At 56.5% G+C, this 14,115-nt stretch carries 21 protein-coding genes; 3 read left to right on the top strand and 18 right to left on the bottom strand.

What is annotated here, in order from left to right:
* Positions 1 to 18 precede the first annotated feature (18 nt).
* The 4 genes from Q9451_RS33550 to Q9451_RS33535 form a co-directional block, all read right to left on the bottom strand.
* A complete protein-coding gene (locus Q9451_RS33550; protein WP_128689236.1) occupies positions 19 to 447 on the bottom strand; it encodes a hypothetical protein in 429 nt (142 codons plus the stop codon).
* 50 nt (positions 448 to 497) lie between these two features.
* Entirely contained in the window at positions 498 to 1,514 is a 1,017-nt protein-coding gene (yejK, locus tag Q9451_RS33545) for a nucleoid-associated protein YejK (RefSeq protein WP_172688628.1), read from the bottom strand.
* Between the two features lie 86 nt (positions 1,515 to 1,600).
* On the bottom strand, positions 1,601 to 2,332 hold the full coding sequence (locus tag Q9451_RS33540) for a hypothetical protein (RefSeq protein WP_172688627.1): 732 nt from the start codon (positions 2,330 to 2,332) through the stop codon (positions 1,601 to 1,603).
* A 174-nt stretch (positions 2,333 to 2,506) separates the two neighbouring features.
* Positions 2,507 to 2,956: a hypothetical protein gene (locus tag Q9451_RS33535; RefSeq protein WP_019484826.1), complete on the bottom strand. Its 450-nt coding sequence runs from the start codon at positions 2,954 to 2,956 to the stop codon at positions 2,507 to 2,509.
* Positions 2,957 to 3,124: 168 nt separating this feature from the next.
* Here Q9451_RS33535 and Q9451_RS33530 point away from each other — a divergent pair, with 168 nt between their 5' ends.
* Positions 3,125 to 3,427 carry a hypothetical protein gene (locus tag Q9451_RS33530; RefSeq protein ID WP_019484825.1) on the top strand — a complete coding sequence of 101 codons (303 nt, stop codon included), beginning with the start codon at positions 3,125 to 3,127 and terminating at the stop codon, positions 3,425 to 3,427.
* A 102-nt stretch (positions 3,428 to 3,529) separates the two neighbouring features.
* On the opposite strand, the gene Q9451_RS33525 is transcribed toward Q9451_RS33530, so the two are convergent.
* From Q9451_RS33525 to Q9451_RS33510, 4 genes are all read right to left on the bottom strand, one after another.
* Positions 3,530 to 4,072 carry a hypothetical protein gene (locus tag Q9451_RS33525; protein ID WP_019484824.1) on the bottom strand — a complete coding sequence of 181 codons (543 nt, stop codon included), beginning with the start codon at positions 4,070 to 4,072 and terminating at the stop codon, positions 3,530 to 3,532.
* A 143-nt stretch (positions 4,073 to 4,215) separates the two neighbouring features.
* Positions 4,216 to 4,848 (bottom strand): hypothetical protein, encoded by a 633-nt coding sequence (locus Q9451_RS33520; RefSeq protein WP_172688625.1) that lies wholly within the window; start codon positions 4,846 to 4,848, stop codon positions 4,216 to 4,218.
* Between the two features lie 92 nt (positions 4,849 to 4,940).
* Complete coding sequence (locus Q9451_RS33515) at positions 4,941 to 5,201, bottom strand: hypothetical protein (RefSeq protein WP_172688624.1); 261 nt, start codon at positions 5,199 to 5,201, stop codon at positions 4,941 to 4,943.
* Positions 5,202 to 5,204: 3 nt separating this feature from the next.
* Positions 5,205 to 6,080, bottom strand: coding sequence for a hypothetical protein (locus tag Q9451_RS33510; protein WP_172688623.1), 876 nt, complete (start codon positions 6,078 to 6,080; stop codon positions 5,205 to 5,207).
* 156 nt (positions 6,081 to 6,236) lie between these two features.
* Between Q9451_RS33510 and Q9451_RS33505 the strand changes: the two genes are divergently transcribed.
* Positions 6,237 to 7,085 carry a hypothetical protein gene (locus tag Q9451_RS33505; protein WP_172688622.1) on the top strand — a complete coding sequence of 283 codons (849 nt, stop codon included), beginning with the start codon at positions 6,237 to 6,239 and terminating at the stop codon, positions 7,083 to 7,085.
* A gap of 60 nt (positions 7,086 to 7,145) precedes the next feature.
* Positions 7,146 to 7,427, top strand: coding sequence for a hypothetical protein (locus Q9451_RS33500; RefSeq protein ID WP_189671906.1), 282 nt, complete (start codon positions 7,146 to 7,148; stop codon positions 7,425 to 7,427).
* A 59-nt stretch (positions 7,428 to 7,486) separates the two neighbouring features.
* Here the strand turns inward: Q9451_RS33500 and Q9451_RS33495 are convergent, their stop codons facing one another.
* From Q9451_RS33495 to Q9451_RS33450, 10 genes are all read right to left on the bottom strand, one after another.
* A complete protein-coding gene (locus Q9451_RS33495) occupies positions 7,487 to 9,376 on the bottom strand; it encodes an AAA family ATPase (RefSeq protein WP_172688620.1) in 1,890 nt (629 codons plus the stop codon).
* A gap of 106 nt (positions 9,377 to 9,482) precedes the next feature.
* The gene (locus Q9451_RS33490) at positions 9,483 to 10,166 is read right to left on the bottom strand and encodes a hypothetical protein (protein WP_021018525.1); all 684 of its coding nucleotides are present in this window, start codon (positions 10,164 to 10,166) and stop codon (positions 9,483 to 9,485) included.
* A gap of 98 nt (positions 10,167 to 10,264) precedes the next feature.
* Positions 10,265 to 10,807, bottom strand: a complete 543-nt coding sequence (locus tag Q9451_RS33485; RefSeq protein WP_010792785.1) for a hypothetical protein — start codon at positions 10,805 to 10,807, stop codon at positions 10,265 to 10,267.
* A 102-nt stretch (positions 10,808 to 10,909) separates the two neighbouring features.
* Entirely contained in the window at positions 10,910 to 11,137 is a 228-nt protein-coding gene (locus Q9451_RS33480; RefSeq protein WP_010792786.1) for a hypothetical protein, read from the bottom strand.
* Between the two features lie 9 nt (positions 11,138 to 11,146).
* Positions 11,147 to 11,476 (bottom strand): hypothetical protein, encoded by a 330-nt coding sequence (locus Q9451_RS33475; protein ID WP_172688619.1) that lies wholly within the window; start codon positions 11,474 to 11,476, stop codon positions 11,147 to 11,149.
* A gap of 104 nt (positions 11,477 to 11,580) precedes the next feature.
* The gene (locus Q9451_RS33470) at positions 11,581 to 12,237 is read right to left on the bottom strand and encodes a Bax inhibitor-1 family protein (protein WP_010792788.1); all 657 of its coding nucleotides are present in this window, start codon (positions 12,235 to 12,237) and stop codon (positions 11,581 to 11,583) included.
* A gap of 95 nt (positions 12,238 to 12,332) precedes the next feature.
* Positions 12,333 to 12,668 carry a hypothetical protein gene (locus Q9451_RS33465; RefSeq protein WP_019437741.1) on the bottom strand — a complete coding sequence of 112 codons (336 nt, stop codon included), beginning with the start codon at positions 12,666 to 12,668 and terminating at the stop codon, positions 12,333 to 12,335.
* Between the two features lie 9 nt (positions 12,669 to 12,677).
* Positions 12,678 to 13,127 carry a hypothetical protein gene (locus tag Q9451_RS33460; protein ID WP_172688618.1) on the bottom strand — a complete coding sequence of 150 codons (450 nt, stop codon included), beginning with the start codon at positions 13,125 to 13,127 and terminating at the stop codon, positions 12,678 to 12,680.
* A gap of 102 nt (positions 13,128 to 13,229) precedes the next feature.
* Entirely contained in the window at positions 13,230 to 13,562 is a 333-nt protein-coding gene (locus Q9451_RS33455) for an Arc family DNA-binding protein (RefSeq protein ID WP_172688617.1), read from the bottom strand.
* 158 nt (positions 13,563 to 13,720) lie between these two features.
* A complete protein-coding gene (locus Q9451_RS33450; RefSeq protein ID WP_010794398.1) occupies positions 13,721 to 14,110 on the bottom strand; it encodes a hypothetical protein in 390 nt (129 codons plus the stop codon).
* Positions 14,111 to 14,115: the final 5 nt, after the last annotated feature.

The raw sequence follows: 14,115 nt of genomic DNA, 5'->3' as shown, positions 1-14,115 counted from the left end.
AATCTCTGCCTGGCTCTGCTAAGGGAGCTCCCGATCTGCATATTCCTCTTTGATCTTGTTCCTCATGTCCTGGACGTGAGCGTCAACAGTCGCCTGGTCGCCGGCCACGTAATCAGCAGAAATGCTGTCTTTCGGGGCAAACACCATGGCGTCGAGGCCAAACTGGTCCGCAGTGATGTCTACGACGTGGATTCCGCCCTGATATTCGACTTCAACCCAGTAGTGGCCGTGCGGAACCCCATCAATCACCAGGCCCCCATCCTCCTTACCGTCACCACCTCGAATAATCGGGTCCAGCGCGGCGAATTTCCGTAGCAGTGCCTCACAGAGGATGGCGGCGTAGAGGCAGGTGCCGTTCGTACGCTCATGTCCGAGTGAGGAGTGCAGCATCGACTCGTACATTGTTCTGACGCCTTTGAGGATCTGGTCCGGTTGCAGACTGGTCACCCACTTCTCCTGTAATGCTATGTTCACACGGTAAGAGTGGTCGGGGCCGCCTAGGCCCCTTGAGAGTCCTTCCGCTTCGCGAGTTGGTCTTTGAGCTGGCGCGGAATGTTGCGGATGATCAGCATATCGCGATCTTCATCGTACTCAACCGTTGATCCCAAATGATGGGCTTCGAAGGTGATAGCCAGGCCTTCAGCACGTCCGGTAAAGCGCTGGAACTGCTTCAAAGTCCGCTTGTCCGCCGGAATTTCCGGGGCCAGACCATAGTCCTTGTTCCGGATGTAGTCGTAGAAGGCTTTCGGTCGGTCTTCGTCGATCAGGCTCGAAAGTTCGTCCAGGGTTATCGGTTGCCCGAGTCGCGCTTGGGCGTTGGCGTAATCAACCAGCGTGTCGGTTTTCTCCCTGGCAGCTGCTTCTGGCAGGTCTTCGCTTTCAACGAAGTCGGAGAATGCATTCAGCAGAGTTCGCGTCTCGCTTGGGGCATCGTGGCCTTCCTCACAACCGATGAAGTCGCGGAAGTAGTCGAAAGCCTTGCGGCCACCTTTCTTGAGGAAGGAAATGTACTGGCGCGACTTGGGGTTGTTACGCCACTCAGACAGATTGATCCTTGCGGCAAGGTGGAGTTGCCCCACATCGAGATGCTTGATGGCGGCTACCTCGAGGCCTTCGGTCAGCGCGACGCCGTCGCGGTGATGGAGCATTGCGAGCATGAGGTAGTCAGTCATCCCTTGCTGGTAATGCGCCAGCAGGAAATGGCCCCCGACAGTCAGGCTCGATTCTTCCATCAGCCTCACCAAGTGCTCGGCTGCCTGGCGGCTGAAGCTCACGAAATCCTGTCCGCCATCCAGGTACTCGCTCAGCCACCCACTCAGTGGATAGGCCCCCGACTGACCATGGAAAAGCCCCCAACCTTTAGTTGCCTTGGCGTTGTAGGCATCGTTGAGATCGGCAAGCAGGTTATCTGCGGCCTCGTTGTGTTCCAGTTCGGCATCCCGGGAGTGGAGTGCCGCCGGGTTCCCGTCGGGTTTCTTGTCGATAAAATGGACAATGCAATGGCGAATGGGCATGGGACCTCAGGTCAGACTGATAAGCAGAAAGCGGTTGCCGGCGAGATCCTAACGAGTGAGATCCTGCCGGCAACGGAGGAGGGCGATTAAGCGCAAGCGTCGAACCGGAACTCGCAAACTCGCTTGCGAGTGGTGCGTGCGCTGGGTCGATCGGTGACGAAAGATTCCGTTGGGATGCTGAACAGGCGGAGTTGGTCCCGTTGTTCGTGAACGGTACAGATACTGCACTGCTCCAGCAGCACGTTGGTCGGCTCGGAATCCCGGTTGAAAACCAGCATGAGCCCCGAGGAGAGAGTAGGGATGTCCGGCGATAGTGAGCAGATGCCTTCCTCGAGCTCCAGCATCAGGTCATGGATTACAGGGGACCGCAGATCGGGGTGAACGATCAGCTGGGTGAAAAGCGTGAAGGTGCCATTACGGCGTGGCCATCCTTGACTGAAGAGTTCCCCGGCTAGGTAAACGTCCTGGCTGATACTGTCCATCGCGATGACTAGATCCAGGCCTTTGCAGGTCGTGGCGATGAAATAGCCCTCGGCGCAGAGGAGAGCATTGGCAGCAGTCTGTCCGGTATCGGTTACCAGAATTTTGAATGCTACTGCTCGGGCGTCTGCGCCGAACTGGTTGTATCCGACACTGATGTAGGCATGCAGGTCCCGGGTGGTACCAGGATTCAGCTTGATCAGCCTGCGTTCCGCGGAATCGAAGATTGCCTGCGGAGAAAATGCCTCCTTCAACTCCTGAACGGCAGTGTCCACCGTACGATCGCCATCCAGCATGTAGGTGTAACCGTCGAGGAGTTCGGGGGTGAATTTGACCATTTGCCTGATTCCTTTTGGCTGGGGGTGAGAAGAGGTTGCGCGATTTGACGGGTGGCACAAAGCCAAAATGGCACGCTGAAATCCCGACTCGCCAAGCCGATAATCTGCCACCTGCTGGCGTGCCTGAACCCCCTGAATTCAGAGTGTGAACTCCACGATTCCTTGTAGGAGACGTCAAGCTGCGCGGCTATCCAGTCGACGAACATTCAGGACCTGTGCAGGGGAAAAGGCCACTACCTCGTAACTGCCGTCCGGGTAGGTGGCTACAAGTCCGTCATGACCGAGCTGCTCAAGTCTCTGCTGAATCTCAACTCCAAAATAGCCGTCGGTTTCAATAGCCCTGGTTATCAGCTCAATTGCAGTCTCGACCGAGAAAATCTGCTCGATGAGGGGAACGGCCGGACTGTCCAGGTCATAGTCATGCTCAAGGCTGGCCAGGCAGTGGAGAGGGTTGCTCATGTTGAGCTTGACCTCCCAGACAGAGCCGCCAGGTCCTGCGTACTCATCGGCACAGGCTTGATCCCCGAAATACAGGCCGGAACCAAAAGTTCCGCGACTTGCGGGCTGGAAGTTAGTGGTTCGGGCTTTGGTCCCTCGGTAGAAGTTATTTTGCTTCGGGAACATGGTTCTCTCCTGATCGAGTGCTCATGTTCCATGAAGAGGGGAGGTGCCAGAACCGAGGGGAAAATGCCGTCCATCAAAAAATTCGCCGGAAAGCTTCTGGCACATGAAGGACGGCTTGATAGTGACTCCATCGCGGGGCAAGGGGCCCCAGCTACAGGAGCCAGCATCATGCAGAACGCCAACAACATTTCCGCATTCGAACAGCGCTACAACGAAAAGCTCGAGGAGCTCGCAACCGAGCTGGATGTGGCCCTGCCTTCCTATCGTGAGCTGATGACCCAGGTATCAGGCCTGCTGGCAGAAGACGGTCATCCTATTGATGTGATCATCGGATATGACGACTTCGAGGCGTTCTTCACCTGGCTCGACACGCTGACGGCCTACGACCAGATGGATGAGGATGGTTCGCTCGAAGACCATAAGCCTCTCTTGGCAGTCATCTACGAAGCCATCCGCGCAGGCGAGGCCTGACATTCGGGATAAACCCCGACACGCCTCTTTGAGTGTGTGTCGGATTATTGATTTTCAGTCTTTGGCCGGTAGCGGTTCGCTGGGCTGATTGGGCTCCAACCCTTAATCGGCGGCGGGTGATTCTGCCGGCGGGAGCAGCTCCCCGGCCGAGTCGAAGCTCAGTCCATCCGACGTCTCAGAGCTGTTGATCACAGAGTGGTACAGCCCCTCGCCCATCTTCCAACCGGGATATGCAGTCATGCCGCCGACAAAGGCGATTACCAGCGCTGTCAGCACGATTCCGATCCACTCGATTGAGCGCTTGATCACTTTGACGGTGGTCGAGTCAGGCTCATGTCGGTAATTCTCCTTCTGCTTTGCCCTTATCTCCAGAAACACCTCACGAAGGCGTGCTAGGAGCTTGTTGGCTTCTTCCTCGCTGGTGAACCACGCAAGTGTGTTGTAGCCCTCCTTCACCTGCACCAGGGGCTTTTGGGAATCGAAGGGATTGTCCTCTTGAATGGCCGTGAAGGACGTATGGCCTCCGAAACCGCAACGTACAGCTGTGAACTGCCCCAGGGCGCTCAGATGGATGTCGTCCTGCTGGACTTCGATTTGGACTTCGTCCGCGGATTCGAAAACCTTCTTGTCTCGAATGCTGATCATGTTGGCTCCCTGGGTGAGAAAGGCCCTAGTGTCCTGGCCGTGGACGCGCGCGCAAGCGAAATGCCAGGGCTGAAATTCGGCCTAGGCCACACCCAGGAACAGAGAACCCCGCCGAAGCGGGGTTCATAGAGTTGGGATTGAGATCAACTCACTTTCTTGGACAGATCCGAGAAGGTGAAGCCTTTAACCTGTTGGAGCTGGCGCTCCAAGTGACCGATCAACTCAGCTTTCGCCCGGCTGAATTGCTCCACTCGCGTTTCCTGCGGTTTTGACTTAGAAGTGACCATGTAGCCGCCGATGAGGTTTTTGACGTTTTCATGATCATAGCGATTCAGCTTCGAGGGAGCCGCCCCGGTTTGACTTTGCGCCCATTCTTCCTGAGCAGCTACGACCTTGAATGCGTTGTCCGCAGGCACGCATTGCCGGAATACCGAGTTCTTCAGCCAGTTTTCCATCGTGACCCGGTGTTCGTCCAGATCCTCGGCGGCAAGGCCCTGGTAGTCATTCAGGAAGAACCAGTTGACATCACCCCAGCGGCAGTTGTCATGCCAGTCCGGGGTAGAGAAAACCTCGATTCGGCCGGCATACGGGGCTACGAACAGGCACTCGCCTTGGCCCAGATCAGCCATGGTCCCGAGAGGCATCTCTATAAGGATGTCAGCAATCTTGAAGCCGACCTCCTGCATGCGCTGATATGCCAGGCGCTCCGCCTCGTCACTGGAATAGGTGTTGATGGCGCGATTGAGGTCGAGAGCGTTGGGGTTATTGGTGCTCATGGAGTAGATCCTTCGTTGATGAATTCGATGGACCTATGGTGAGGCTGCGCCGGTTGTGCCAGAACCGGTGCAGCAGACCGAACTAGAAATACTCAGGCAGAACCGTGATCCAGTTTTACCAGCGCTTCCGGGAACGCGATGATGTGACCCTCTGCATAGCTTTCGACGCGGATCTTGCCGAAATCAGCTCCCAGAGTCCTCCCAAGCTCGAACACCTCGATGGCGTTGGTCGCCCGAACGCCGATGCAGTAACTGCCGATTCCGTCGAGGCCGGGGGTAGCTCTCTCCCACAGGCCAGCTGCTTCGAGGCGAAGTAGCAGATTTCTCGCAGTTTCATTGCAGGGTTGGAGCACAGTTCAGTCCTCCAGGCTCACTTGCGGTTGGCTAGCCGGTGCGCCAGGCAAATAGTGTTCAGGCCCGAGTTTCTCTGGCGAGATTCGCTGCAACGCCCAGCCGTCTACATACAGCCAGCCATCTTGTTCCTGGAATGAACCCTCAAGGAGGTTTATCCGGTAGCGCTGCGCGTAGGCTTCGACCTCCGCATCAGACGGCACCGCAGGCAGGCCTCTCTCCGCTCGTGTCTGTGCATCCCTTACTGCCCGGTCAAGCCGCATTTGAGCCGCGGCCCTGTTCATTCGCCCTCTTAGGGTATCTTCTGCATCCCTAAGATCGGGGTCGATCCCCATCAGTTTGACCTCATTGCTGAAGGAGGAAACGGCAATTTCGAGGTGCGCCTTCCAATGCTCGGCTTGGTACCGGCACTCTAGATCGAGCTGAGCACTGGTGGTGATGCGGCCAACAGATCGATCATAGTGGGCGATCATGCATGCTTCGGATTGATCAGCGCGGGTTGGTTTATGCCAGTAGCGCCACCGGAACCCGAGATCCAGCCAGCCAAGTTGCGAGACGATCATTTCCGAATTGCTGATCCGTTCGACCACAAGCCAGGGTGTTTGGTCGATCCATACCGCATCGACGAGCGGTTCGTCCTCCGTCAGCGGCTCGTAAGCGACTGGCCCATCTAATGGGGCGAAAACCTTTTCGGACTCCACAACGTCGTACCAGGGGTAAGAATGGGACAAGGGAGGCGGCAGCACCAGTGGCTGCTTGCCGGCGCGGAGCCGATGATAGAGCGAGCTCTTGTCAGGAAGGTGGTTGGGCATTGCGCCGGCCGCGGCAACGACCTCGAGATAGCGCTGCCACACCGGGCAGCTTTCCAACGGCGTGTTCATTGTGATCCTCCAGGAGTTCCTGAGGTTCATGATGGTAACGGCCGACTCAAGCTTGGATACGTCAAAACGTAACGGTGAATTTCCCGGTTATCCTCGTCCATCGGTGCCGATTTTGATTGGCGGCTATTCATTAATTAGAGGCTCAGGAGAAATAGCATGAGCACGACGGATGATGGATTCCCTCCGCGGGTAAAAGAAGATCTACGGCGGGATGTTGGGGGTTACTGTTCAGCCCCATTTTGTGGGATTCAGACCTTTGTCTACGACCGGGCCCGGCGCAAAGACAAGCTGACGGGCGATGCTGCGCATATCTGCGGAGCGCGCCCACACGCGGCCCGATATTACGATCTGCCGATGGATGTGGATCGTCACGGCTATGAAAATGGGATTTGGCTGTGCGCAGTGTGCCATCGCATGATCGATCACAGTGCGTGCCTTTACCCTGTTGACATGCTGCTCCATTGGAAGCACCTGGCAATAGACGCTCACCAAGCCGGAGGACGCCGCCGTCAAGCTCTGATGGTTGGCAGTGATCTCACCCGTGATCATCAAAACGCAGCGCAATTTCTCAGCGACGTATGGCAGGTCAGAGTGAAGTTCCGGGAGGCGAAGTTCTACGTATCGCCCGGGGATCGGTTCAACTTCACTGTAAAGTTCGACACTGAGTTTGCTCGACTGATTCGGAACCGGGCCGGCCTGTACATGGCCAAGCCCTGGAACGCCTACCATCCACACTGGACTTTCACTCCGGAAATTCAGGTTTGGGAAAGCGAGATCGTTCGGATGGCTGGGCGTCTGGCCGAAATACCCGCCCTGGCCTTGATGGGCGAGGGAGTGTTCGATTTCTACCACCAGGTGGACGAGGAGGGGAATTTGTTGTTCCGCGACGAATCAACGAGGTCTCTGCACATCTTTGTGCAGATGCTGGAGCGCTTCGACGAGTTCCTGACGGATTACAAGGGGCCTCAACAGAGCCTCTATGGCTCATCACCCTATGGGTTCTAGCAGGGCGCAACTGTACCAAGTCGATGAGTTGGCCCGGGTCGGTTAGTTGATGGAGGTTGAATGAACGAGAATGATGAAATTGACAATCTCCGCAGGAAATGGCGCGCAGGCGAAGCTTCTGGTGATGAGATCCGTCGATGTCGCGCACTAATGCTCAAGAAGGATCAAGCATTCCATAAGCCTAGCTTGGGGCTCCTTTGTAGCTTGGGAGTGGTCTGCGCCGGAGCCCTGTATTTTCTGGGGTGGATTGTTGCTATAGGCCTAGCCGTGGTGGGTGTTTGTGCCGTAATAGGCTTACTGACAAGCTCCAAGGTCGGTGGTAATTCCGACATCGACGATTGAGGTGTTTGCAAGAGTCTTTCAGCCCGGAATCATGGGCCAGATGACTGGCCCACATGATTTCAACTGATCTCCGCATGCTTTCTCTTCTGTGCTCGAAAGTCGATTGGTTCCAGGGCCTTATATACGACTTCGCCGCCAATGGTCTCGTGCGCCAGCAGTTGCTCGACGATGAAATCCAACTCTGGGCGGTAATTCTCGATCAGTGCCAACGCCTTTTCATACCCAGCGTTCAACAGCGCATCCACCTTTTCCATGATGGTCCGGGCATCGATCTCAATGCCAAGCTCTCGCATGGTCGCCAAGCTGGTGAGGCTTTCGTCACTGGACATCCCGTAACTGGTCACCATCGAGAGGGCTATCCTGGTGGCTTCTTGCAGGTCCCCAGCAGCGCCAGTGGATACTTCCTGAAAGACGTTAGCTTCCGCAGCGCGACCGGCCAGAACCATAGCGAGCTGCGCCTGAATCTCGGACTGCAAATGCAGTCGCTTGTCCTCGAGCGGAAGAATCAGGGTGACGCCTTGCGCAGGCCCGCGGGGGAGAATGGTGACTTTTTCCACCCGTCCGGTGTTGAGAAGCGCGCCAACCAGTGCATGACCAGCTTCATGAACTGCCACTCTACGACGGTCCTCAGGGCTTGCCAGTTTCTGGTTCTCATCCGCTTCACCCATGCGCTGGATCTCGATTGCTTCCAGGATGTGGTGCATTCCAACTTCGGTATCGCTGCTGCGAGCGGCAAGAAGCGCTGCGTTGTTCGCAACGAAGGCGATAGCTGCTGGCGTCAGCCCCATGCAGTTCTTGGCAAGGCGGTCAAAGTTCAGGTCTTCTGCCGGCTTGGTCTTGCCTAGGTACAGCTGCAGTAAGCGTACCCGGTCCTCGAGCGTCGGTAGGGGGACATGAACGGTCCGGTCGAATCGACCTTCCCGGCGAAGAGCTTTGTCCAGGGCATCGACATGGTTGGTTGCGGCGATCAGCATCACCCCAGCATTTTCGCTAAACCCATCCAGCTCGGTGAGGAACTGATTGACGATGCGGTTCCCTTCACCATCGGCAAGGCGCCCTTGGTCGACGCGCCGGCCAATCCCGTCTATTTCGTCGATGAACAGGATGCACGGCGCTTTGCGGCGTGCCTCTCGGAACAGGCCCTTTACCTTCTGGATGCCAACGCCATAGAACATGCTGCTGAAGCTGCTGCCATTCGCTTCGATGAAGTTCACGCCACACTCATTTGCCAGCGCCTTGGCCAAGAGCGTTTTGCCTACGCCTGGGTCGCCGGTGAACAGAACCCCTCTCGGTGGTCGCGCGTTCAGCAGGGCGAAATTCTCTGGGGTCCGCAGCCATGCGGTCATGTCCATCAGGGTTCGCTTTGCCTCATCGCACCCGATCACGTCCTTGAAGGTGACCTTGGATGTCGCTTTTTTCCTACGGATCGTGAGGTAGGGGCTCAACATGGGCCAGAGCATGCACCCGAAGAAGAGGACCATCATCAGTTGAACCGCTACGTCCAGCGAACGGGCTGCGCTGATCTGAGGGCCGATCTTCAGTTCCTGAATGGTGAACAACGGAGTCTTTTCGTTGTAGATCAAGTTGAGCAACTGCCGGGCTACTTGGCCGAACTGGTCGCTCACGACATAGGCCCGTTCGTCCTTGGTCGTGATGTAGATGTCTTCCTTCCCGATGTCAGCTTCGATGACGTTCCCTAGACGGACGTCTTCCATGAGGTTGTCCAGCGTTTTCCTGTTATCGGTCCACCGGGAGGGGTTCTTGCTGATCTGATCCATGATCGTTGCCTGGTGCTGACCAGCAGACGTATCAGGCCCCTGGGGTTGCAGGAATTGGTTGTACGCCCAGTATCCGCCGAACAGCACCAAGGTGAGTGCGCACCCGATCATTGACTGCACATACTTGTTGCGCAGGGACCGGCGGATGCGCGTGAGGAGCGAGTCTTTCATGGAGTTCCCTTTAGGCCGGGCCCAAGGCTGGCCCGCTGGTGATGAAAAGATCATGAGCAGGTGGAGTGTTCAAGCCATCTCCACCTTCTGAAAAGCTGGCGCTTGGTTAAAAGCCCATGCCGAGCTGCTCTGTCAGCTGGGTGGCCGGAGCAGGCTTGGGCGCTGGCGAATGGTTGCCTGCAGGCGCGTCTGCAGGCACGTACACCGGCTCCTTCTGCAGGCCCAGTTCAACTTTGATCTTTTGGACAGCAAGGTAGGCCTCGATGTAGGGACGGGTGTGTTCACCGTGAAGCCCACGAGTGCTCAGGTTGAGCCCTACCTTTCCACTTGCATCAGCCATGAGGTAGCGACGACCATCCTTGATCACCTGAACGAAGCCCTGTGCGTATCCGCTCTCCGCGAAGCGGGTGAGGCGGTCTACTTCAGAGAAACGTGAGCACAGGCTTGTGTGCAGAACCTGCAGGTGATGCTCGGCTTTCTTGAGGTCGTCTTGCTTCGGATCTACGCCGGCCCATTCGAGGATAGTGGCCCAGGTGCCGGATTGAGTGCGCGGCAGCTGGACTCCGGTAACCGCGGTGAACACTGCCTTGCCGACATTGTTCAATCCGTTTGCCAGGAAATTGAGCGCATACGCATCGCGTGCCAGGAGAGCTTCGGCGAAATGCAGGTGATAGTCCCGCACCTGGATTTCTCGACCGGCGCGCCCGCCCAGCTCGTGAGCGTACATGGCTGCTATCCCTTCGACCGTATGGGTCTCAGGTGACGGTTGGAGTTTGCGTACTGCAGTCATCGTGTATCCCCTGGCTGTGTTCAGAATGGACACAGTTTCAGGGCAGACGATGCGTGCCAGAACCGCAGTGAATTGCCCTGCGGCCCTGGTAGAAGGCCTTACAGGCGCTGAACCTTTACCTTCAGCTTGATCTCATCAGCACCTATTCCGTTAGCAATTTCCACCTCGGAATTAGCCATGACGACCATGCTGCTGTTTAGACTTTGGATACGGAAGGATGCAGATTCGAGTTCGGTGTCTCCGAGTTTGAGTTTTTGCTCTTCGAGGACCTGAACGTAGCTACCGTCGACAGAGACGGCAAATTTGTCGTCGGACGCTTCTCGAGCCGTAATATCGGCCATGAACCCAACGGGCACCTTTTCCTTCTCTCGAGTCGGTTTGTCACAGGCGGGTTTGAAGGGATTCAACCAGCGGCTGATGCCTTCCCGGCACGTCACCGTCACGTTGGTATCGATTTCCTTGAAACGCCCATCGTTGAAATGGGCGGTAGCCCCTTTCGAGATTTCCTGGGTACCGCTGCTGAGCACAACGCCGCCCTTGGTGACTTCGGTCTGGATCGTGATGCGATCGCCGGCGGATGCAGGCACCGAAATTACAGCGGCCGCGACTGCGGCAAGAGCAAGCATGGGGAGTTTTGGCATTCGTTCTCCAAAGGGTATTTAAACCCTGGATTGAGGGGTGAAGCACCTTTTCAGGTGCTTCGTTCAATGAGGCGGATCATTGCCTTGGCAGCTTGAGAGAGCCTACTGTTCTTGGTCGACGGCGCTCCGCTGACCGACAGCCATGCAGCCGGCAACGAACATAAGGATGAGAAGGCAAAGGGCACCGGCCCCCATGGTCGTCAGCAGACCGAAGATTCGATCCGGGTCAGCGGTCATGTCCTGGTCGAACAAGGCGTACAGCCAGTCACTCTTGAAGCGGCCGAGATAGTAGGTCAGAGCGAACACCGCAAAAATGATCAAACGAAGCATCATGAGCTCCTACAGGACTGCTTCGAGATAGTCGATTGCGGGGTCAAGTTGCTGGACGGGATTGACCTGGTGGTCATCCATGAAGCCGATCAGCAACTGGACATCGGAACTGAAGGCTCCCGAAGTCAACAGGGCCTGCGCCAGCGAGCTGCCAACTTCGTATTTGGAAGCTGCAGCCTCCCAGTTACCAACTGGACCGACCTTAGCGATTTGCGAAATGCATCGTTGGGCGGTGAACCCGCTGGTGAGTCCACCGCGGATAGACAGGAGGATTGCCAGTTGCGTCTGAGACGAAACCTCGGTGTCCTGGGGCTTGGTAGCGTCAGTGTTCTGGTTCATATGGATAGGAGTCCAATGGTGGAGACTCCTATCCTATGAAGTGGTGGCGACCCGTACGAGCCAAGTTGAGGGGCTGAAATCCGTTATGGACCGGGACGGCGGACTCACTTCTTCGAGATGATCTCCAGTACCCGCACGAACAGGTTGATGATGTCCAGGTAGAGCGATGCCGCGCTGTCCACCGCGTTGTCGACGGTCCGCTCGATCTGGTTGGCCCGCCCCCAATCCACACCTACGTATCCACAAAAAATGGCTGCGACGATCCAGTCCATTACGCCCAGTTTTACGTCGAACACGAAGATCTGCAGCAGCTCAACCACGATCGTGATGCACAACGCCCAGAAAAGCGCAGCCTCGATCCGTTTGAAGAAGGCCGGGAACAGCGTTCCCAGAACCATCATGGATACCGTGAGGAGGGTGGTGACACGGACTGCCGCGATGATGTTTTCCTGCGAGTGGCCGGGAATGAACATGACCAATACCAGGCCGATCGGAACCACGATCATGTTGTAGCCGAAGAAGCTAATGATCGGGTTCTTCGAGCTGAAGATAATGATGCAGCCGACGATCGCACTGGCGAAGTATCCGATGATGAACACCAACGGGTTGATCGCTTTGATGGTTTCGGTCGGGATGGTTGCTACCATCCACCAGTTCAGGGCGAAGCCCCAGAGAAGTACCGCTCCGAGGATCAGGTTGTAAACCGACGCGGATATCTGGTGATAGCTGCCGATGCGGCTGAAGGTATCGTTCTTGAACATGATGGTTCCTTTCGCTCGACGAGCCCCCCATGGACATCGTCAGGTCCTACATTCAATTACCTGGTCGCGTGTGCCACCAGCTGGTTCATAGCAACTTAGAGATGCTCAACTACATCCCCGCTCTGAGAGTAAAAGACGGTTTTGTTGACGACGTTGAACTCTCTATCTTGGTATGCAGCTCGCCACATAGACTCCGGGACGTCGCAGCCCAGTTCACGGACCACCCCCTTGAAATAGCCAAGCTCCTGGGCATGAGAACGTGGGTCGTCGAGGTTGGAGTAAATGATCCGTTCATCGCTGTATTGCTGGCCCGCAGGCGGCTCCGCGAAAACGACTAGGTAGAACTCTGCCATTGGCTTGTCCCACCCAAGTTGAACCCGGACCAAGCCATTGGACTTCGCGCACGGCACGCAAACAATGTGTTGGCTCATCCGAAATCCCTAGAAGTTGATGAATGTTGGCGCATCGGCCAGCTTGAAACGGTACGAAATGATAGGGCCGCGCTTGATTCCTCCCCAAAACGTGATCGCATGCGAGGTCTGATCTGGCACCACCAATGTGCGCGTAAGAAGCGTGAGCTCCTTAGCTTGGTCGAGCAGCCACACTGGCTCATAAATCGGTTCAGGGCGATCGGCACCGATGAATAGCAGATATACCCGCTGAAGCTCGGTGCTGTATGCAACCCCAACATTCTGTTCGTCCATGAAATTCGGATAACAAATCAACTCATAACGATCACTGTCCGCGCCGACACCATCGTTGAGGGCGTGACGATACTCGGCCAACATCCTTTCTGCTTCCGCATATGCGTCAGCAATGGGGGTTTTCCCCTTTCCACTGAATGGTAACGAGTCGCTGAGAGTGAATTTTCCTGTGGGCGTATCAGTCATTTGTCATTTCCTGCATTATCGCCGGCGCAAATACCACGCCTCTTTTACGGTCCAAGCCCCACACTTGGTGGGGCTTGGGATTCAACAGACGGGCTTAACTGATCAGGATGCTTTGGCGAGGTGAGGAGCCTGGGCCACTGGTGTGAGGAGTTCGACCAGCGCGGACTGCTGTTTCACGTCGAGCTTCCTGAAACGGGCAATTAGGCGAAGTTCATCGGCGGACAGGCCTTCGCCGTTCGCTGCAGGAAGGTTTTCATTCCCTTCCTCAGATTCGACCTCGAGGCTCGCTTCGAGCCGGGCAAGGATTTCTGAGTTCATGCTGCGGAAGTTCCCCCGGGCAACGTCCGCGATTTTGTTGCGCATTCCGTCCGGGAAGCGAACCACGAATTTGTCTGCGATTCGTGAGGCATAGAGTGGGAATTGACTGTTGCTCACTTTCTTTCCTTCATTCTGTCCACGTTCATGCGACTGAGGACCTCTCAGGGCAGTCCATGGGGTTGGTAGTCTATCGGCCCGCTGGCGTTATTCGAGCCAAACCGAGGCTCGGGTTTTCAGGCTGTACTTCTGAAGCGCCTGGTCGTCGTCGGCCGGCGCTAGTCTGGGATCGGGTTGGTTTCGTTCTCTTCGCGGATAGCGCGGCACAGGTTCAACAGCGCTTCACGGACTTTCGGGGAGCGGCCGCCGCCGGAGAAGGGCACACAGAACTCCACGTCCGCCATTTCACCCTCGTCGCTGATCACTGCTACGCAAACATCAGAGTCGCCGTCCAGGATCAACCGCAAGCGTCCTTTGCCCATATCCTCCCTGCGTTCGAAGAATTCACCCAGGGGAAGCGGCAGCCCTTGATCATCGGTCTGCTGCTTGAGCAGTGCGCGGGCAGCCTCAATGACCTGACCGCCGAAGAGTGTGTCGCCGAAGCGGCCTCCGTCCTCGGTCAGCGTTTCTGCGGCTTCTTCGATTGCCAGGCTGGTGATCAGGACCATGGTTT

It is taken from the genome of Pseudomonas sp. NY8896, from assembly GCF_039634505.1.
The sequence above is the reverse complement of the archived record's forward strand: the minus strand, read 5'-3'. Positions and strand labels throughout refer to the sequence as shown.

Excerpts from the sequence above, each read along its gene's own strand:
- yejK (WP_172688628.1), bottom strand. The coding sequence starts at position 1,514 with ATGCCCATTCGCCATTGCATTGTCCATTTTATCGACAAGAAACCCGAC.
- Q9451_RS33540 (WP_172688627.1), bottom strand. The coding sequence starts at position 2,332 with ATGGTCAAATTCACCCCCGAACTCCTCGACGGTTACACCTACATGCTG.
- Q9451_RS33535 (WP_019484826.1), bottom strand. The coding sequence starts at position 2,956 with ATGTTCCCGAAGCAAAATAACTTCTACCGAGGGACCAAAGCCCGAACC.
- Q9451_RS33530 (WP_019484825.1), top strand. The coding sequence starts at position 3,125 with ATGCAGAACGCCAACAACATTTCCGCATTCGAACAGCGCTACAACGAA.
- Q9451_RS33525 (WP_019484824.1), bottom strand. The coding sequence starts at position 4,072 with ATGATCAGCATTCGAGACAAGAAGGTTTTCGAATCCGCGGACGAAGTC.
- Q9451_RS33520 (WP_172688625.1), bottom strand. The coding sequence starts at position 4,848 with ATGAGCACCAATAACCCCAACGCTCTCGACCTCAATCGCGCCATCAAC.
- Q9451_RS33510 (WP_172688623.1), bottom strand. The coding sequence starts at position 6,080 with ATGAACACGCCGTTGGAAAGCTGCCCGGTGTGGCAGCGCTATCTCGAG.
- Q9451_RS33505 (WP_172688622.1), top strand. The coding sequence starts at position 6,237 with ATGAGCACGACGGATGATGGATTCCCTCCGCGGGTAAAAGAAGATCTA.
- Q9451_RS33500 (WP_189671906.1), top strand. The coding sequence starts at position 7,146 with ATGAACGAGAATGATGAAATTGACAATCTCCGCAGGAAATGGCGCGCA.
- Q9451_RS33495 (WP_172688620.1), bottom strand. The coding sequence starts at position 9,376 with ATGAAAGACTCGCTCCTCACGCGCATCCGCCGGTCCCTGCGCAACAAG.
- Q9451_RS33490 (WP_021018525.1), bottom strand. The coding sequence starts at position 10,166 with ATGACTGCAGTACGCAAACTCCAACCGTCACCTGAGACCCATACGGTC.
- Q9451_RS33485 (WP_010792785.1), bottom strand. The coding sequence starts at position 10,807 with ATGCCAAAACTCCCCATGCTTGCTCTTGCCGCAGTCGCGGCCGCTGTA.
- Q9451_RS33480 (WP_010792786.1), bottom strand. The coding sequence starts at position 11,137 with ATGCTTCGTTTGATCATTTTTGCGGTGTTCGCTCTGACCTACTATCTC.
- Q9451_RS33475 (WP_172688619.1), bottom strand. The coding sequence starts at position 11,476 with ATGAACCAGAACACTGACGCTACCAAGCCCCAGGACACCGAGGTTTCG.
- Q9451_RS33470 (WP_010792788.1), bottom strand. The coding sequence starts at position 12,237 with ATGTTCAAGAACGATACCTTCAGCCGCATCGGCAGCTATCACCAGATA.
- Q9451_RS33465 (WP_019437741.1), bottom strand. The coding sequence starts at position 12,668 with ATGAGCCAACACATTGTTTGCGTGCCGTGCGCGAAGTCCAATGGCTTG.
- Q9451_RS33460 (WP_172688618.1), bottom strand. The coding sequence starts at position 13,127 with ATGACTGATACGCCCACAGGAAAATTCACTCTCAGCGACTCGTTACCA.
- Q9451_RS33450 (WP_010794398.1), bottom strand. The coding sequence starts at position 14,110 with ATGGTCCTGATCACCAGCCTGGCAATCGAAGAAGCCGCAGAAACGCTG.